The organism is Flavobacterium sp. OHVDL-2026-0007 (assembly GCF_059882335.1).
This window is the reverse complement of sequence record NZ_CM187612.1, coordinates 1,081,668-1,102,889: the sequence shown is the minus strand read 5'-3', so window position 1 is coordinate 1,102,889 and position 21,222 is coordinate 1,081,668. Positions and strand designations below refer to the sequence as shown.

Sequence of the window (21,222 nt, the reverse complement as noted above, 5' to 3'; positions counted from 1 at the left end):
GTTTAGAATGAAAAAAAATATCCTTGTAAAAATGTCTTTTTTAGTGTGTTGCTTTTTTATGTTGCTTAGCGGATCAAACTATGCACAGAAAAGTTATGTCTTGATGTCACCTAGTAAAAAGTTAAAAATAAATGTATCAGAATCCCCAACAAAGGGATTGACGTATTGGTTTACTGCTGATGGAAAAATACTGCTTAAACCATCAGAGATAGGCTTAAATTTTGATGGAAAGGCCTCCTCAAAAGGCTGGATGATCCATAAGGTTGAAAACCGAAAAATCAATACTATTTGGAAACCTGTCTGGGGGAAACGTGCTATAGTTGCCGACAAATTTGATGAAATGACCTTATTCTTAGGGAAAGACAATTCGGCTTCCAACTTAAAAATTATCTTCAGATTGTATGATGAAGGAATGGCTTTTCGTTACGTTTTTACTGACAAGAATGTAAAAACGGTTTCAGAAATGACTACTTACCATTTCAATGGAGACTATACCTCATGGTTTTACAATGGTGAGAATCATAATATAGGGCCGAAAAAAATATCAGATTGTCAAGGAAATTACCTACCAGTGATGACTGTTGAGGCTGATAAAAATCATTATATGGCCTTACACGAAGCAGAGCTCATCAGGGGTACACCCTTGGTTTTAACTACCCAAAAAGGAACAAATATTTTCTCGGTTGCACCGGCCTCAGATGAGGTGGATGGGGAGTATGTATCAGGATGGCGAGTAATCCTTTTTGGTAGAACCCCTGGGGCTTTGGTGGATTCACACTTGATCGAATTATTAAATCCAGATCCTTCATCCGACTACGATTTTTCGTGGGTAAAACCTGGAGTAGCCGTATGGGATTGGCGCATTGATGGTGCCATAGCTGGGGATTTTAAATATGAAATGTCCTATCCTTCATGGGTTAAGATGATTGACTTTGCCTCGGCTGAAGGGCTTAAACATTTGGTTTTAGACGCCAATTGGTACGGTCCAGAATTTGGAGCAAATTCGGATCCGACAAAAGGAGATAAGGCTACAGATGTAAAAAAAATAATTGCATATGGAAAGTCAAAGAATGTTGGGGTTTGGGTGTATCTTAATGATGTGGGGGGAAAGAAGTATGACATTGAGCAAACCTTGAGACAATATGGAGAATGGGGAGCTTCCGGAGTTAAATATGGTTTTATGCAAGGATCACCCAAAGAGAAGAACATTTGGACACAAAAGATTACGGCGTTGTGCGCTAAGAACCATCTACTAGTTGATTTCCATGATGGACCTGTTCATCCTTATGGACAAATGAGAACCTGGCCCAATGCTGTAACCAGAGAATTCTGTTTCGCTCAGTTGGATGGACATCATGTTTTTGAACCCAAAACTTTTGTGACTACCGTTTTTGTTAATATGCTAGCAGGTCCAATTGATATGAATAACGGGATGTTCGATCTTCGTCAAGGGAAAACCACTAGGGTTGATAATAGTCAAGAAGTTCCGTCGACAGTAGTTTCTGAAGCGGCTCGTACATTAATTGTCTTTTCAGGGGCAACCATCATTCCAGATATTCCTGAATTTTATAAAAAGTATCCAGATTTACTTCGTTTTATTTCGGAGGAAAAAATGCCGTGGAAAGAGAGTAAAACTTTAGACGGAAAAATTGGAGAGTACATCGTCATGATGCGACAGAACCAAAATGATGTGTTCCTAGTTGGTGCAGCAACCAATGAGGAGGCAAGAACACTTACAATCCCGCTTTCCTTTTTGCCAAAAGGGAATTATGAATTGACTTTGGTGCAAGACGGTAAAGAGGCGCATTATTTGACCAATCGTGAAGCCTTTCAGGTTGATAAAAAGAATGTTACTAAATCAGCAACGATCACAGTGAATTTAGCTCCAGGTGGAGGTGCCTGTTTGCTTTTGAAAAAGAAATAGAACAAAGCATGACTCCCACTGTAGGGGATAATAATTAAAAGATAAAAATGAAAATAGCAGTTTCGAAAATAAAAGAAATGAGATTGAAGCTCCTCTTGATCGGAGCACTTTCGTTAGGTTTAGCAAATGATTTCTATGCACAAACAACGTATTGTAACCCCATCAATATTAATTACCGTTTTTGTATTAAAAAAGACAATTGGGGAAGGATTTCAGGAACTCAGTCCTATCGTGAAGGAGCTGATCCCACTATATTAGTGTTCAAAAAAGAATACTATTTGTTTGTTTCTAAATCAGGAGGGTATTGGCATTCGAAAGATATGATTGCTTGGGATTTTATCACCACAAATGATTTGCCCTGGGAAGAATATGCACCCACTGCCGTTGTAATGAATGGTGAAGTTTATTTTATGGCGGCTGGTCAAAAATTATATAAAACGGCTGATCCAAAATCTGGAAAATGGACCTATATCCGAAACTATAGTTTCAGCAGTTTTACAGATCCTTGTTTGTATTTGGATGACGATAAAAAAATGTATTTGTATTATGGTAGCGCTGATAATTTACCTCTATATGGGATTGAATTGGATACTAAGAATAACTTTGAGCCTATAGGTAAAATTAAGCCTATGATGAAATTAAAACTAGACCAATACGGTTGGGAAAACAAAGGAGAGGATCGATTGTTGGATATACCTAATCCTTGGTTGGAAGGTGCTTGGGTGAATAAATACAAAGGAAAGTACTATTTTCAATATGCTTCGCCTTTACAGGGAAAAGAATATAACGATGCAGTTTATATTGGTGATCATCCCCTAGGACCTTATACCATAGCCAAACACAATCCGTATGCCTACAAAGCAACTGGTTTTGCTTTTGGTGCCGGACACGGTAACACTTTTCAAGATAATTATGGCAATTATTGGCATACTGGAACCGTTGGCGTGAATATTTACCATCTCTTTGAGCGACGAATTAACATGATTCCAGCTGGTTTTGATAAAGAGAATAATTTGTATTCCAATTCCTATTTGGCGGATTATCCCCATTACATACCCAATAAAGATCTAAAAGGGAATACCGATTTATTTACGGGATGGATGCTGCTTTCGTATAATAAAAAGGTAGAAGCTTCATCGGTTTTAGGCAGTTATAATCAGCAAAATGCAGTCGATGAAAATATTCGATCTTTTTGGAGCGCTAAAACAGGGGAGAAAAACGAATGGTTAAGTTTAGATTTAGAAAAAGCCTATAGCGTTCGTGCGATTCAAATCAATTTTGCAGATAAAGATACCGAGTTATTGGGTAGAGCGGAGTATACACCTTATCAATATGTAATTGAATATTCAAACGACAAGAAAAATTGGACGGTTTTGGTTGACAAAAGAAATAACGTTAATGATTACTCACACGATTATTTTGAATTACCTAAGGCTGTGAAAGGACGCTATTTCAAAATAACCAATCACCATACACCTGATGGGAAGTTTGCTATCAGTGGTTTTCGCATTTTCGGAAAAGGAAATGACAAATTACCCAATCGTGTAGTCAACATTAAAGTAGAAAGGAAAGAGACAGATCGCAAACAAGTAACCGTGAGTTGGGATAAAGTACCAAACGCCACTGGTTATATCGTTCGCTATGGTTTGACTAAAGACAAAATGTATTTGAACCATCAGGTGTATGCAGATACTTCGGCAACCATTTTGAGTTTGGATAAAAATGCGCAATATGTTTATACAGTGGATGCTTTTAACGAAAGCGGAATTACGAAAGGGAAGTAGAATGGACAAACGATAAAAAAGAATTTAAAATTTTAGGAATTGTTTTTAGTTTAAAAAAAGGAAACCAGACAGCACTAGATATTTTTTTGAACATTTAAATTTTATCTAGTGTATAGTCCCAAAAAGTTAGGGGATAAATTAAGAGATTAAGGAGAATTTACGTAAACCTTTAAGTAAGGTTTTTTAAGTCAAAAATTAAGTATAAGTAACTCAGTAAACTATTGATTTTGTTGGTTTTATTGAGGGAGGGTATGAATTGGAATATTGGTTGGCGATTTTGTGGAAAACGAGTTGTTTTACTATTTATTTTAGGGAATACTATAGAATAATGTATTTTTATCGATCAGGTAAAAAATTTAATTTAGTTGGCAGTAGTATTGACTTGTTAGTTAGGAAGTTGGCTTCTAGAATAAGAGAAAAAATCGTCCTGTTGAATACAATACTAAAACGATTTACATATTCGTCATCAAAGTATTGAGTTTCCAATAATACTAAGGATTACATAAAATTAATAAATAGAATTACAAAAAGGTTATGTTTAAATTGAAGACATTTTTTATTTTTTGTTTAATAACTCTTTGCGCTGCACAGCAGACCTATTCCCAAAATAGTCCTCGAGTTCAGTACGGTATGAATACTGATTGGGGCTTTTATAGAGGTGACATTAAAGGAGGTGAGTCAATTGGTTTTGATGAATCTAAATGGATACCAGCGAGCATTCCGCACATTATGCAATTGGAGAGAAAACATTGTGGAGGAGACGTAATCTATAACGGAATAGGATGGTACCGCCGTCATTTTACTATTGCACCAAAAAATAAAGGCAAGAAAATTTGGGTATCCTTTGAAGGGGTCATGACCTCTTGTAAAGTTTACCTCAATGGAAAAGAGGTCGCGACGAACCACGGTGGCTATATTGGTTTTGTGGCCGATTTGACCGACAACATCAATTACGGTGGAGATAACGTACTAGCGGTACGAGTATCTGCAGAACCGGATCCTTTCACACCACCGGGAAAACCACAAAAAAATCTAGATTTTTACTACTATAGCGGTATTTATCGTGATGTTTCTTTGATGATTACAGATCCTGTGTATATAACAGATCCGGTATCGGGTAATGGAGCTCAATCAGGAGGGGTGTTTGTAACCTATCCTAAAGTTAGTAAAAAGCAAGCAGAGGTGAAAGTAGTGACGCATTTACGCAATGAGTCTCCAATGGCTCAAAAGGCTGTTGTGGTAAGTTCATTACTAGATGAGAAAGGAAAGCTTGTCAGCCGAAAAGAAACCAAAGCCATCGTACAAGCCAATTCAGGTGCTTACATAGATTCGGAAATGAGCGTTAAAAATCCTCGCCTGTGGCATCCTTATAACCCTAATCGTTATAGTTTGAAAGTACAAGTAAAGCTAGGGAATCGAGTGATCGATGAAGTACAACAGCTAGTGGGTATCCGCACCATACGATTTACCAGAGACGAAGGGTTTTTTATAAATGGTGAACATTTATATCTAAGAGGGGCAAACCGTCATCAGTCGTTTGCTTATGTGGGTGATGCGGCTTCTAATTCGATGCAGGAGAGAGAGGTAATGGATATGAAACGAGGTGGATTTAATGCAGTGAGAGCAGCGCACTATCCTAATGACCCTGCCTTTTTGGATGCCTGCGATAAATATGGTTTGTTGGTAGTGGAATGTATCCCGGGTTGGCAATACTTTAATGAGAGCCCCACTTTTATGGATCGTATGTATGCGTTGGGAAGTTCTATGATTAGACGTGACAGAAATCATCCTTCGATTATATTATGGGAAACCGCACTAAACGAAACCCATTATCCAGACGCGATTGCTGGAGCAGTTTCTAAAAAATTATATGATATAGCCCATCAAGAATACCCAGGGGATCAAATGTATACCGCTGGTGATTATTTTGGATATAAAGATGTATTAGGACATTATGACGTCTTTTATAAGCAAGTGGGACGTTCGCCTAAAGACGGTGATGTGATGAGTAATTATCTGGAGGATCAGATTGCTATAGCGCCGCTTTTCTCTCGTGAATGGGGAGATGGTGTTGGAGAAAAACCACGTGTGAGTTTGGCAGAGAATGAAGAAGAATTATTAAAACAATGTACGACACGTTATGAGCATTTAGAAGGAAGAGGGTATTTTGATTGGTGTATGCTTGATGCCAATCCACGAAGTGGAGGGCACTTCCTTTGGAGTTACAATGATTATAACCGTGGATGTTGTGAAGATACTATGTTATCGGGAGAAGTGGACGTGAACCGTTATCCAAAATTTAGTTACTATATGTTGCAAAGTATGAGGGATAAAAATATCAATCAAGAGGGCTTATATTCAGGGCCAATGGTTTTTATTGCTTCGCATAACAGTAGCGCAGCCATGAAAACGGCCGCTCGTGAAATTACAGTTTTTTCCAATTGTGATCAAGTTGTATTGTACAGAAATAAGCGCTTGATTGGTGTACAAACACGTACCGAACGCGCTCTTATACGACCAAATGTAGTGAGTAAAGGAGGAAGTCCTGAATTTGTATTTAAAGTGGATGGTTATGAAGCAGGTGAATTAAAAGCTGAGGGAATCGTGAATGGTAAAGTGGTTGCCACTCATGTGGTGCATACTGCTGAGAAGCCTCATCATATAGAAGTAGTGATTCAAGACAATGGTATTATACCGATTGCCGACGGTAGTGATATGATTCCGGTTTACTTTAAAGTTTGCGACCAGAACGGTACGTTGGTACAAAATTCTTCGGCAACAATTGATCTTTCAGTAAGTGGAGAGGGGCAATTAATAGGTGAAGGAATAGAGCGCCTAGGAATCAGCCATCAAGTGGTGGAAGCTGGAGTTGGTTTTGCCTTTATTAGAGTTAGCAAGCAGGCAGGGAAAATTACAATCAAAGCCAAAGGTGAAGGATTGCAAGAGGGTGAGGCGTCTGTAAACAGTATTCCCTTTACAGGTGTTTTATTGGCCGACGGTAGTCATAATCCGTACTTAGGTAATGAAGAAGATGGTGTGGTGCAAAAATTAAATTCTAGAGAGAGAGAATTATTAACGCTTCCTAAATTAGCGCCAGATAGTATTATAGCAAGCAGTACACATGCCTCTTATCCGGTAGCGAATGTAAGCGACGCAGATGATCGTAGTTGGTGGATGGCAGCAACTGCTGCTATGCCTCAGAGCGTAACTTTAAAATTTAATAACCCCGTACATATCAAAGCGAGCAGAATTGTTTTCGAGAAAGATAGTTCGTTATACGGACATAGGGTAGAGCTCTCAGAAGATGGTACCAATTGGATCGTTGTATATGAGCGTGAATCAACTGGCTGGGATTTTAAACCGGTAGAAATTAATCGCAAGAAAGTAAAATACTTTAGAATTACCATTAATAAAGTATCAGGTGGGAATGCTGGAATTTCTGAAATCACCTTATTCGGGAAATAGAACCTGGTGTAAAACACGTTTTTTTCTTAACATTAGTGATGATTATATGATAAAAAAAAGGGGTAAAATTGCCCCTTCAAAAAAAATAGGCCGTTAGATCCATAAAACAAAAGCAGCTTGAGTAGTAAAAGTTAAATGACAAATTAAAAATATGAAGATAATTTATCTGTCTCTTTTTTTTATTTCAATAGTGTACCAAGGCCAGGCGCAAAAGAAGCCTGCTGACTTTGTAAACCCCTTTATCGGAGCTAGTACTTCGGCTAAAAAGGCTGGTGCTTCTCATGGCTTGGGAAAAACTTTTCCTGGCGCTACAACGCCATTTGGTCTGGTGCAGATCAGTCCCAATACCATTACGGGAGGGGATAATGGTCCTGGTTACAGTTATGAGCATGCTACTTTGGAAGGATTTGCCTTTACTCAGATGAGTGGTATTGGTTGGTATGGTGATTTGGGCAATTTTTTGGTGATGCCGACTGTTGGCGCATTAAAAACATCCTCGGGTAGGGCTTCTCATCCCGAAGAAGGCTATCGGTCTCGTTATGCAAAGGAAGATGAAGTAGCTAAGGCAGGTTATTATGCTGCTACCTTGACGGATTATCATATTCGTGCAGAAGCAACAGCAGCTGCACACAGTGGAATTTTAAAATTTACTTTTCCAAAGCATCAGCAATCTCGTATTCAGATAGATCTGGCCAGAAGAGTGGGTGGCACTTCCACCGAGCAATATGTAAAAGTGTTGGGGGATCATAGCATACAAGGATGGATGAAATGTACACCGGAGGGTGGTGGTTGGGGTAATGGAGATGGTAAAGCCGATTACACCGTTTATTTTTATGCGGAGTTTAGTAAACCTCTGCTGAATTATGGGGTATGGTCAGCCCATATTCCTGATGATTGGAAAAGAAAAAGAGAAGACATAGAAAGTGATCTTTTTAGAGATCAGGTGGCCAAAGCAGAAATCCTGAAAGGCTGTAAAGAAAAAAGAGGTAAACATCTTGGTTTCTTTTCGGAGTTTGCCACCCAAGAGCAGGAAGAAGTTCTCTTGAAAGTAGGGATCTCTTTTGTCAGTATGGAAGGCGCTCGAAAAAATCTTAACTCAGAAATTAAAGATTTTAATTTTAAGAAGGTGCAACAAAACGCCACTGCTTTATGGAATAAGGCATTGGGCAAGATGACGGTTGAAGGTGGTAGTGTTACCGATAAAACAATATTTTATACTGCGCTCTATCATACCATGATTGATCCGCGTTGTTTTACTGATGTGGACGGGAAGTATACAGGAGGAGATGGACAAATTCATCAGACCAATAAATTTGTCAAACGAACCGTTTTTAGTGGGTGGGATGTTTTTCGAAGTCAATTTCCACTATTGACTATTATTCGACCTGATGTGGTTAATGATATGGTCAATTCTTTGGTGACTCTAGCCGATGAGAGTGGGCATGACTATTTAGAAAGATGGGAGTTTTTAAATGCCTATAGTGGGTGTATGGTTGGTAATCCCGCCGTGTCGGTCATCACGGATGCCTATGTTAAAGGCATACGAAACTACGATGTGGATAGAGCGTATCAATTGTCAAAACAAACAGTCGATAAATTGGGTAATGGAGAAAAGGGTTATGTGAATGGCGCTATATCGGAAACCTTGGAATATGCTTATTCAGATTGGTGTATGTCTCGATTTGCACAGTTGATGAATAAAACGGAAGATGAAAAAATATATGCGCAGAAGGGACAAAATTACCGCAATATATTTGATCCTTCAGTGAATTGGTTTAAAGCTAAAAATAATGATGGAAGTTGGGGGCAATGGCCTAAGGAAGGTAGAACCGCTCAAGGTTATGGTTGTGTTGAAAGTAATCCCTATCAGCAAGGATGGTTTGTGCCTCAGGATGTGAAAGGGATGGCAGAATTAATGGGAGGTAGAGAAAAAGTGATTGAAGACCTAAGGTACTTCTTCGAACAAACACCGGAGAACATGATGTGGAACGATTATTATAATCACGCCAACGAACCCGTACACCACGTTCCTTTTCTGTTTAACCGTCTGGGAGCGCCTTGGCTTACTCAAAAATGGACGCGTGAAATTTGTGCCCGTGCCTATCACAACTCAGTGGAAGGATTGGTAGGGAATGAAGATGTAGGACAAATGTCGGCCTGGTATGTACTGGCCGCTTCAGGTATACATCCGGTTTGTCCAGGGGATCCTCGTTTTGAAATAACAAGTCCAGTATTTGATAAAATAAGTATGGGGGTTGATGATAATCATGCAGCAGAGAAAAAATTTGTGATCGAAGCGAAAAACAATTCTTTGGTGAATCGCTACATACAGCGAGCAGAGTTAAATGGAAAAGGATATACTAAATGTTATCTCGATTATAAAGATATCAAATCAGGTGGAAAACTGTTGCTTTTTATGGGGCCAACCCCGAATAAAAATTTTGGAGTAGACTAAGAAAGTATTAAAAAATAATGATGACACAAAAAATGAAGAATTTTATTCTGATTACCGCTTTTGTATCCACAGTTGGATTAATGAATGCTCAAAGCACATCTTCTTGGTTGCCTTCCAAGGCCAAGGAGTCTAGTACAAATGCAGAAGTAAATAAACTACTGACTAAGTTAAACGGACGTTTTAGAATTTTAAGTTGTCAATACGATGAAGCTAAACTGGCAGAGAAAAATTTGATTGGAACCGATGGGGCTACAAAGGCAAAGGGAAGTTGGGACTATAAAATGGATGCTAAGCCTGTCAAAGGGGATAAAGAAGCGGTTGATTTGGTCATTACCTACAAGCTTAAACAAGGTGAAGTGAGTGCTGCCGGAGTAGCAGTGGCCTTTGATTTTTACAATTGGAGTGCTGATAATTATGTAATGATTCCCGCATCGGTTTATGATGGAAATAGAAATAGAATTGTGGACAGAGGTTATGGTACAGGGATGGACAGAAGCGATATGTACAAAAAGGATCTGCCACAAACCACCACAGCGGTACCGCAACTATCACCAATAGGGGGTGAGCGTTCTCGATTGGACGTCCATACCAGTAATACTACCACCCCTGGAATCTGTTTTTTTGACAGAAAGAACAAAAAAGGGTTTATTGTTTTAAGTGAACAAGGAATTCCTAACAAAGATCAAATCATCGACAATGGTTTTATTGTAGAAGAAAATACGGATCGTACGCTTGCTTCATTGGTGATTAGTGCACCTGGGGTAAGAGAAAAAAAACCTGAATTTATTGGATTCAGCAAAAGTCCTGATCGTGGTATCACTTGGAAAGCTGGAGAAGAAAGAACCATTCGCCTGCGTATCTATCAGTTCCCGGCTAATAATGTGGCTGATTTGATGGAGAAATTTATGAGTGTGCGAAAGGACGTAACAGGAAAAAATTCGCCACGTAACTTGATGCCTTCTAGTGAGGTATCTCGCTTGATGTGTAACGATATAGACAAACGTTTTTACTCGGACGATAAATATCAATTCTATTGTCCTGAAAATGCCAATTGGATTTCTTTTGGATGGATTGGTGGTTTAATGAATACGTATCCGATGTTGGCATTAGGAGATGAAATGCACCGTACTCGTGTAAAGCAAACCTTTGACTTTGGATTAACCTTAGGACAAGGGGAATCGGGTTATTTCTATGGAGCCTTGAATCATGATGGGAAAGTATTTGGCCGTGAAGGGTACGATGAAATGCCAGAGGTGGCCTTAACACGTAAAAATGCCGATGTGTTGTACTGGATGATCAAACAGTTTAATTTGATGAAAGAACAAGGACATGGAAGCGAAATAAATCCAGATTGGGAAAAACGAGTTGAAAAATTGGCAGATGCCTTTGTGACGACTTGGAATAAAAATGGACAATGGGGGAATTTTGTCAATACTAAAACAGGAGATATTGCGGTTTTCAATTCCTCTAGCGGCGTGATGGCTATTGGAGGATTAGCACTGGCAGCAGAATATTATCAACAACCAGAATACATGAAAATGGCACAAAAGGCTGCTGATTATTATTATACAGACTTCTTAAAAAATGGAATGACCACAGGAGCCTGTGCCGATATTTTACAAAACTCTGATTCAGAAACGGCTGCTGCCCTGATGACTTCATTGATGAGTATGTACGAATTAACAGGAGATAAAAACTGGTTGGAAAAGAGCCGTAATCTAGCCAATCTTTGTGCCACTTGGACGGTTTCCTTTGACTATGTATTGCCTCCAGATACTCCGCTAGCAAAACTAGGAGCAAAATTGGCTGGAGCCGTTTGGGCCAGTACCCAAAATAAACACGGTGCGCCTGGATTCTGTACATCCTCAGGTGATCCCTTATTTAAGATTTACCGTGCCACAGGGGATGAGCGTTATGCGGAATTGATGCGTGATGTTATACATGCGCATGCCGAAGGAATTCAACCTAATGGACAGATTACCGAACGTCTTACCTATTGTGATGCTGACAGTCGTGGCTCACGTGGGGATGGAGGGAAGACGGGATGGAACGAGACCAACGGTGCCTTAATGGCCATTGAAATTCCAGGTATTTATGTGCGTACAGATATTGATCGCACCTATGTTTTTGACCATGTTCAAGCGAAAGTCCTCGAACGTACTAAGTCAGGAGTGACACTTGAAATCACTAATCCTACGTCTTTTGATGCAGAGGTATCCATACTCGCTGAAAATAAGGAACAGGCCAGTAAAGCACTTGGGACTACAAGTTTTCTAAAGTGGAAAAAAGTGAAGGTAAAAGCCAATGGATCGACGATCTGGAAAATATAATTGATCAACACAGAAAAAGAAGAAACCAAATAAGTAAGCCATGAAAAAAATAATAACGATCGTTATTTTAATGGTTTTGAGTAGTAATTTGTCGAGTGCAAGCAACAGCAACACCATTACTCAGGATCCCATTACCACTAAATTATTTCCACACCCTGATCGTGTCCGATACGATGGATCTTGCATGACCATTGAAGGGAAGGACGTTTTTATTTATAGTGCTGCTTTTCATTATTTCCGATGCCCACAAGAGTTGTGGCGCGATCGTTTCAAAAAAATAAAAGAAGCAGGGTTCAATACCGTAGAGACGTATATCCCATGGAACTGGCATGAACGTACTATGCCATCCAGTATTAAGGATGTTTCGAAGTTCGATTTTAAAGATTTAAAAGCCTGGTTGAAAATGGCTCAAGAAGAGTTTGGTTTGTATACCATAGTGCGTCCAGGTCCTTTTCTCTGTGCGGAATGGTCTGGGGGAGGATACCCACGTTGGTTGGCCAAGTTTGGTCCTGGTAAAGGAGAATTTTGGCTTCGTGGAGCCGATCCTGAGCATGTTAAGTGGTCCGTACATTGGTATGATGCGGTTTCTAAAGTATTGGCCAAGGAGCAAATTACGCGTAAGCCAAAAGGAAAAAAAGGAATTATCATGTTCCAAATTGAAAACGAATACGATGCGCACGGTACTAAAAACAAAGCTGATTTTCTAAAGGCTTTGTACCATTCTGCAAAAAATAATGGGATAGACGTTCCTATTTTTACTTGTCTTACAGGGGAAACTAGAGCAAGTAAGGATGCTGTTCTGTCTCAGGTATTTGATTGTGATAACTACTATGTAGATCAGAGTGATGCTCCAAGTTGTGCACGTCGTATGGTGGATCTTCGCAAAAGACAATCAGATGCGCCGGGTTTTGTAACGGAATTGCAAGGAGGTTGGTTTTCAACAGTAACCGGGAGATTGAGCGAGGAACACTACTCAGATGCACGTCATTTTAAAGCTATAGGTTTAATGACCATGCTCGGTGGTGGTACTGGAATCAATTATTATATGTTTTTTGGAGGAACGCATTTTGACGGTTGGGGAGCCAGAGGAATGACTACTAGTTATGACTATAATGCAGCTATTAGAGAAAGTGGTGCTACTAGTGCTAAATATTTTGCAGCAAAAGCCTTAGGCGAATTCATCAAAGAATATGAGCCCAAATTAGCGCGATCTGTAGGGGGACCTTGTGAACTGCAATCCGCTCCTGAGAAACTATTCGGGGGAGTACGAATCGCAGCGGATGGAACGAAGTTTGTCTTTTTGCACAATACCGATCCTGATAAAGGGATCAGTGGTAGAACGACTATAGTACCAAGTAAGGTTGCTCAATCAACAGAACCCATGTACAATGTAAATCAAAATGGTGAAAAAGTGCTCATCAAAGCGGGAGATGCCGTTAATAGCGCTACATCAGCTATAGCCCCTTTTGAAGTTGATTTTAATTTATCAGGTCTAGGGTCTGGAGTATTGGTTATTCCTCCAGGGAGTAAGCCCGAAGAGGGTAAATGGTATCTATTGGATCCCAAGGAGCCTGTTCGACCAGTGGTTAATATAACACCGATTCGTATCGCTACTGCACTACGAACTCAAGATCCCGTATCAGAGGCCAAATGGAAACCTTTGCCTACTGAAGTTTCTTTAGCTGAGTTGGGGATTAATGATTTCAGATACAGTCTGTATCGCGCTAAAGTGAAACTCAGTGCAGTGGAAGCAGCTAAGGAAAACTTTTTGTTGTTCAATATGTTTACACGTGATATCGTGACGGCTCAGATTAATGGGAAACTGGCCAAACGTCTTTTTCCAGACAAGGCTGACGCGCAAACCTGGTTGACTCGTGGTGCCTTTGATCGCATACGTCCCAATGAATTTGATAATCGATTCGATGTATCAGGATTACTCAAAGAAGGGGATAATGAAATTGTAGTGGTTTATGAAAGCCTTGGTCACGCCCATGGTTATGTACCGATGGAAGAATTGAATGGAATTCGTCAGGGAGGACTTTCTTCTGTAGAAGCCAGTATCACGCATCGTTTAACATGGGAATATGCTGCTGAGCTTGCAGGGGTAAGCAAGGGGTGGACAGAAGCGGGATTCTCGCCAAAGAATTGGGAACAAATAGAATTGGATGTAGTGAGTGAAATTCCTCGAAAAGGAAATGGAATTCAGCCTCAAAGTGAACCTACCGGACTTTTGACTTGGTATCGCGTAGAATTCTCCTTACCTGAAATAGATCCTAAAGTTTGGATGCCATGGTTGGCCAAAATTAATGCATCGGGTAACGGATACATGTGGCTCAATGGTCACAATATAGGACGTCACTGGGAAGCAGGACCACAACGTGAGTTTTACTTACCGGAATGTTGGTTGAATTTTGGGAATAAGAAAAAGAATGTTTTGGTTTTTGGATTGCGTCAAACAGCCAGTGGAGCCACTATAAAAGCGATCGAAGTGATGCCTTATCCTCAAAGTGCCGAAACCCTAAATAAAAATAACGATACGCTATTATATACTACCAATTAAATAATACAAAAATGACGATTAAGACCAAATGGATTTATGTGAGTTTAGTAATGAGCCTATTTTTTATAGGAAGTCTTCAAGCACAAAACATGAATTTTCCTTTTCGTAATCCAGACTTGGATATGGAAGTAAGAATTAAAGATTTGATATCAAGATTGACCTTGGAGGAGAAAGTACGTATGATGAAACATCAGTCTCCAGCTATTGCTCGACTAGGCGTACCGGCATACAATTGGTGGAATGAAGCCTTGCATGGTGTTGCGCGTACTAGTGAAAAAGTGACCGTTTTTCCACAAGCCATTGGTATGGCTGCGACTTTTGATACAGCCGCACTTCAGAAAATGGGCGATATTGCTTCTTCGGAAGGACGTGCCCTTTTTAACGAAGATATGCGCAATGGTAAAACAGGATCAATCTACCGTGGACTGACGTATTGGACACCAAATATCAATATATTTCGTGATCCTAGATGGGGTAGAGGGCAGGAAACTTATGGGGAAGACCCTTATTTGACCGCTAAGATGGGATCAGCTATTGTACATGGATTGGAAGGAAATGACCCAAAATACCTGAAGGCTGTAGCTTGTGCCAAACATTATGCAGTACACAGTGGTCCAGAATACAATCGTCATTCTTTCGATGTAGAAGCTTCAGCTTTTGATCTTTGGGATACTTATTTACCTGCTTTTCGAGAACTTATTACCAAAGCCAAGGTTCATGGGGTGATGTGCGCCTACAATCGTTTGGATGGAGAACCTTGTTGTGGAAACAGTTTATTATTGTCTAATATATTGCACAACCAATGGAAGTTTGAGGGGTATGTGACTTCAGATTGTTGGGCAGTTAATGATTTTGCCAATAATCACAAAACACATGCTAACAATACGGCGGCTGTTAGTGACGCTTTGTTAAAGGGGACAGACTTAGAATGTGGAGATTTATATCAACTGCTTGAAGATGGTGTAAAACAAGGTCTTCTTTCAGAACGTGACATCAATGTGTCGTTAACGCGTTTATTCAAGATCTTATTTAAAATAGGCATGTTTGATCCAGCCGATAAAGTGCCTTATGCTTCAATTGGTAGGGAAGTGATTGAAAGTCCTGCACACAAAAAACACGCCTACACTATGGCGCAGGAGTCCATGGTGCTGTTGGAAAACAAAAAGAACATATTGCCGTTATCTAGTTCAAAAATAAAAAGTATCGCTTTAATTGGCCCCAATGCAGATAATGGTCATACACAGTTAGCCAATTATTTTGGTACGCCAAGTGAAATTAGTACGCCTTATACTAGTTTGAAAAAACGTTTTGGGGATAAAATTAAAATCGAGTATACCAAAGGGGTGGGTTTTGTGGATAAGTTGAAAGACGCACCTTCATTTGAAGCGGTGGCTGCACAGGCTAAAAAATCTGATGTGATCGTATTTGTGGGAGGTATTAGTGCCGACTTTGAAGGAGAAGCTGGGGATGCTGGAGCTGGTGGTTTCTCTGGATTTGCTAGTGGAGACCGTACTTCTATTTCATTACCAGCAGTACAAACCGAACTTTTAAAAGCCTTGAAAAAGACGGGACGTCCTGTGATTGTAGTGAATATGTCGGGTTCTATTATGGATTTTCAATGGGAAAGTCAAAATGTGGATGCGATCTTGCAAGCATGGTATGGCGGACAAGCTGGAGGAGACGCGATAGTGGATGTGCTTTTTGGTCAATACAACCCAGGAGGACGTATGCCATTGACGACTTATAAAAGCGATAAAGATTTGCCAGCCTTTGAAGATTATTCAATGGCCAACCGTACTTACCGTTATTTTAAAGGGGAGGTTAGATATCCGTTTGGTTACGGCTTGAGTTATACTAAATTTAGCTATGGTCCTTTGGAGCATGCTCAAACAGTTCAAACAGGAATTGATATCCAAGTGAGCACAACAGTGACCAATACGGGTAAAATGGATGGAGATGAAGTGGTGCAATTGTATTTGATACACGGTCAAGATAACAGCACACGTGTGCCTATTCAATCGTTAAAGGGATTCAAAAGAATTCATTTGAAAAAGGGGGAATCTACAAAAGTAAGTTTCACCCTTAGTCCTGAAGAACTGGCTTTAACGGACAATCTAGGAAATTTGACGCAGACAGCTAAGGAGGTTAAAATCTATGTAGGTGGTGGACAACCTAATAAGTCTACAGGAAGTTTTAATTCTTTAACCATTCAAGGGGATTCCTATAAAGTTTTCTAATGAAAAAAATACTATCAAAATTGGTTTTAGGCTGTGTATGCATGAGCGTATTAATAGCCTGTGATAAAAAGGGCGATCTTACAGGTCAGGTCAATATGTTTGTAGGTACGGGGGGCAATGGTCGTGTTGCTCCCGTGGCCTCGGTTCCATTTGGCATGATGCAAATAGGGGCTGATACACGTGCATCGGGTTCAGGTTACCATTACGATGATAAAACAATTTTAGGCTTTAGTCACCTCCACAAAAGTGGAGGGGGTTGTGCCGATTTTTTGGATATATTGTTTATGCCGTTGCGTTTGAATCAGAACACTGACAGTATCAAAATTTTAAATTCACAGCAATTCCAATCGCCTTTTAACCATCAGGACGAGAAGGCGGAGCCGGGTTATTATTCGGTAGATTTATACAATAAACAACTGGCAGTAGAGCTCACCGCTTCTCTTCGTTGCGGTATTCAACGTTATAGTTACAAAAAAGGGGGAACAATACCTGTAATTATTGATTTAAAGTATGGCTCTCAAAGTGCCTGTACTATTCAACCAGAGCATGATGTGGATACGGTTTATACTTCCAATTTTGAACAAGTAGATGAATATACCATTAGAGGAAGCCGAATTTCAAATGGTTGGGCGCCGGAGCAACATGTGTATTTCTACACCAAGTTCTCTTCTCCCATCAAAAAATGTACGCTTTATCTCGATAACCAGAGAAAGGACGGCATAACGGCTACTCAAGGAAGGAATGTAAAAGCGATATTGTCCTTTGAAGATGAAAAAGGTGTTCTAGTATCTAAAACTGCCATCTCAGGGGTGGATATGGAGGGAGCTCGTAAAAATTTAGAAGCCGAAGTAAAAGAGAAAGACTTTGATCAGGTGAAAGAAGAAGCTTCCAATCAATGGAATTCGGTATTGGGACAAATAGAAATAGAAACGCCAGATGCAAAGAAAAAGGAACTGTTTTATACTTCCTTTCGCAATGTCATGATGTATCCTGTGTTATCTTCGGATGTGGATTATCGCTTTAGAGGCCCCGATAAAAAAGTACATCAAACCAATGGTTTTCCTTATTATGGTGGAGTGATTGGCTTGTGGGATACCTTTCGTGCAGCTTGTCCTTTAACGGCTGTTTTGCAGCCCACTGTGATGCAAGATTATGTAAAGACGACTTTAGAACATTATAAATATGCAGGTCAATTGCCTATTTGGACACTTTCTGGTCAGGAAACCTATCAAATGATAGGCCTGCATTCCATGCCCATGATCACCAACTGCTATTTGAATGACATTAAAGATTTTGATACGCAATTGGCGATGGAGGCCATGACCCAGTCCATGATGAAAGACAGTTGCGGTACTTCAATGGGCTACTTTGTCGGTTTGAAGAATTATAAAAAATACGGTTATGTACCTTCGGATCTAGAAATGGAATCGGTGGCGCGTACTTTGGAATATGCTTATGATGATTGGGCTGTTGCACGATTTGCTCAACTGACGAATCATCCTAAAGAATTCGATTATTTCAGCAAAAGAGCTTCCAATTACAAAAATGTGATTGATCCTGGTAGCCTTTTCGCTAGAGGAAAAACAAAGGATGGAAGTTGGCGTACTCCTTTTAATCCTTTAAGTTCTGAACACAGGAAGGATGACTATTGTGAAGGGAATGCTTGGCAATGGACTTTTTTTGTACCTCATGATGTGGACGGATTAGGTTCTCTGATGGGCGGAAAACAAGTATTGGCTTCACGTCTTGATGCTTTGTTTGGGATGTCGTCTAAATTGCACGGTAAAGATACTTCGGGTGATATATCGGGTTTGATTGGGCAATACGCTCACGGAAATGAGCCAGGACATCACACTATTTATATGTACAACAAAGTAGGACAACCTCATAAAACCCAGAAGTACATCAATCAAGTACTGACTACCTTATACGACAATACCCCAGAGGGGATATGTGGTAACGAAGATACAGGACAAATGAGCGCCTGGTATGTGTTTAGCGCTTTGGGTTTTTATCCAATGGATCCGGTTTCTGGACAATACGAATTAGGAGCACCACTATTTGATAAAGCCACCATAAAATTACCTTCTGGTAAAAAGTTTACGGTAAAAGCCAATCAACTGTCTGCTAAAAATATTTATGTAAAAGAAGTGTCTTTGAATGGAACTAAACTCAATCGTACCTACATCACCTTTGATGAATTGTTAAAGGGAGGAGAGTTGGTGTTTGAAATGACCGGAGTAAACAAAAAAACAAAAATTTAACGCTCCTATAAAATGAAATTTAAAACAATTCATACTGCTTTGCTTTTACTTTTATTGAGTGTAGGGGTGAACTATGCACAAAAGCCCATTGACTATGTCAATATGTTTATTGGTACCACTGGTGAGGACGCTACCGAGTACGGAGGAACCACGCCAGCGGTGACAGAACCCTTTGGGATGACACAGTGGTGTGCGATGACTCGTATCAACGGTATTTCTAGGACAATGTACCATTATAAGGATACGCAGTTGTTGGGTTTCATGGCTACACATCAACCTGCGGTATGGATGGGGGATTATGGGTTTATGACTTTGATGCCTCAAACGCAGAAACTGAAAATTGCATCTAAAGAGCGTGCTGTACAACTAGAGCGATCCAGTGAGATAGCTACGCCCTATTACTATAAGAATGGGTATAAAGATAAGGGAGGCAGTACCGTGACCACTGAGTTTACTGCTACATCAAGAAGTTCCTATTTTAAGATACATTACCCGCAAAAGGAAAAAGCTATTTTGTTCCTTGAAGCGGGAAGAGAAAAAGAGGGTGGTAGTATTGAAATTTTCCCTGACAAAAAGGAGATACGCATCTATAATAAAGAGCGTCAGGACAGTCATCTAGGCCCCAAATTGAACAATTTCAAAGGCTGTTATGTACTCAAATTCTCTAAAGATTTTGTGGCCTATGGTACTTGGAATGGGAATCTAATCTCTGAAAACAAAAAAAGTGAAGCAGGCGCTCATGTTGGAGGTTATATCGAATTTGCCCCTGGAACGGAATTAGTAGAAATCAAAATTGGTTCCTCCTTCATCAGTGAGACACAGGCCGAAATCAACTTAAATACTGAAATACCTCAAAGGGCTTCTTTTGAAACCATAAAAGAAAAAGTAAAAAAAGCATGGGCCAAAAAATTAGATAAAATAACTATAAAGGGCGCATCAAAGGATGACTTAACGATCTTTTATACCGCTTATTTTAGGACCATGCAGTATCCGCGTGAATTCTCGGAATATGGACATTATTACAGTCCTTTTGACGAGAAAATTCATGCTGGAGTTTCATACAGTGCCTATTCTTTATGGGATACGTTTCGTGCGGAGCACCCTTGGCTCTTATTGACGAATCCCGAGAGAGTTGATGATATGATGGCTTCTTTGACACAAATGTACCAAGAAGGGGGCTGGATACCAAAATGGCCCAATCCTACTTATACCAATATCATGATCGGTACGCATGCCGATGCTGTGATCGGCGATGCTTATGTAAACGGCTTTAGAAAATATGATGTACAAGAGGCCTATAAGGCTATTCGCAAAAATGCCTTTTCCCCTCCTGGTAATGATGAAAGTTATCGGTGGGGAGACCGTCATCTTTGGAATGGTAATTATGAAGCACGAGGGGGATTAACCAACTATATCAAGTCTGGCTATGTAGCCTCAGATAAAACGAATGAATCCGTTGCGGTTACCTTGGAATTTGCTATGGACGACTATTGTATTGCTCAAATGGCCAAAGGACTTGGTTATATGGAGGATTATGAGCTGTTAATGCAACGCTCTAAAAACTATAAAAAGCTGTTTAACCCTGCCACTGGGTTCTTTCAGGCGCGTAAATCAGATGGTTCTTGGGACCAAGCTGACGCTGGATTTACTGAAGGAGGAAGCTGGACTTATAGATTCTGTGTGATGCAGGATGCTCCAGGGATGATTGACCTAATGGGAGGTAAAGAGCAATTTGTAAAAAAACTAGACGAAAATTTTGACAAAGGGCATTATCGTCATGATAATGAGCCCGGCCACCATTATGTCTATCTGTATGATTATGCCGACCGCTTGGATAAAGTACAAGAACGCATTGCTGAAATACTAGCGGCCAATTACAAAAATAAGCCAGATGGTTTATCGGGTAATGATGATTGCGGACAGATGTCAGCTTGGTATTTATTCAGCTCATTGGGTTTTTATCCGCTTACTCCAGCCTCAGGGGAATATGCCTTAGGGATACCTCATTTTAAAGAAGTCACATTGAAATTGCCAGGAAATAAGCGATTGAAAATAACGGCTAAAGATCCAGCACAAAACAAACTATTGACAACAGTGAAATGGAATGGAAAAACATTAAATCAACCCTTTGTAGCTGTTGGTGAAATTTTAAAAGGAGGACTATTGGAATTTTTACCAGCACCTTAAAATAGTGGTCCAATTG

General features: G+C 40.0%; 9 protein-coding genes. All 9 read left to right on the top strand.

Annotation, left to right across the window (positions count from 1 at the left end; all coding sequences use genetic code 11):
- Positions 1 to 7 precede the first annotated feature (7 nt).
- The gene (locus AC51AA_RS04485) at positions 8 to 1,924 is read left to right on the top strand and encodes a glycoside hydrolase family 97 protein (protein WP_500704529.1); all 1,917 of its coding nucleotides are present in this window, start codon (positions 8 to 10) and stop codon (positions 1,922 to 1,924) included.
- Between the two features lie 47 nt (positions 1,925 to 1,971).
- Complete coding sequence (locus AC51AA_RS04480) at positions 1,972 to 3,708, top strand: discoidin domain-containing protein (RefSeq protein WP_500704528.1); 1,737 nt, start codon at positions 1,972 to 1,974, stop codon at positions 3,706 to 3,708.
- Between the two features lie 630 nt (positions 3,709 to 4,338).
- A complete protein-coding gene (locus AC51AA_RS04475; RefSeq protein WP_500704527.1) occupies positions 4,339 to 7,173 on the top strand; it encodes a glycoside hydrolase family 2 TIM barrel-domain containing protein in 2,835 nt (944 codons plus the stop codon).
- Between the two features lie 151 nt (positions 7,174 to 7,324).
- Entirely contained in the window at positions 7,325 to 9,628 is a 2,304-nt protein-coding gene (locus AC51AA_RS04470; RefSeq protein ID WP_500704526.1) for a GH92 family glycosyl hydrolase, read from the top strand.
- A 32-nt stretch (positions 9,629 to 9,660) separates the two neighbouring features.
- Complete coding sequence (locus AC51AA_RS04465) at positions 9,661 to 11,958, top strand: glycoside hydrolase family 76 protein (protein ID WP_500704525.1); 2,298 nt, start codon at positions 9,661 to 9,663, stop codon at positions 11,956 to 11,958.
- Positions 11,959 to 11,998: 40 nt separating this feature from the next.
- Entirely contained in the window at positions 11,999 to 14,518 is a 2,520-nt protein-coding gene (locus AC51AA_RS04460) for a beta-galactosidase (RefSeq protein ID WP_500704524.1), read from the top strand.
- Between the two features lie 11 nt (positions 14,519 to 14,529).
- Positions 14,530 to 16,755, top strand: a complete 2,226-nt coding sequence (locus AC51AA_RS04455) for a glycoside hydrolase family 3 C-terminal domain-containing protein (RefSeq protein WP_500704523.1) — start codon at positions 14,530 to 14,532, stop codon at positions 16,753 to 16,755.
- A complete protein-coding gene (locus AC51AA_RS04450; protein WP_500704522.1) occupies positions 16,755 to 19,019 on the top strand; it encodes a GH92 family glycosyl hydrolase in 2,265 nt (754 codons plus the stop codon). The genes AC51AA_RS04455 and AC51AA_RS04450 overlap by 1 nt, the downstream gene beginning before the upstream one ends.
- A gap of 12 nt (positions 19,020 to 19,031) precedes the next feature.
- Complete coding sequence (locus AC51AA_RS04445; protein ID WP_500704521.1) at positions 19,032 to 21,206, top strand: GH92 family glycosyl hydrolase; 2,175 nt, start codon at positions 19,032 to 19,034, stop codon at positions 21,204 to 21,206.
- Positions 21,207 to 21,222: the final 16 nt, after the last annotated feature.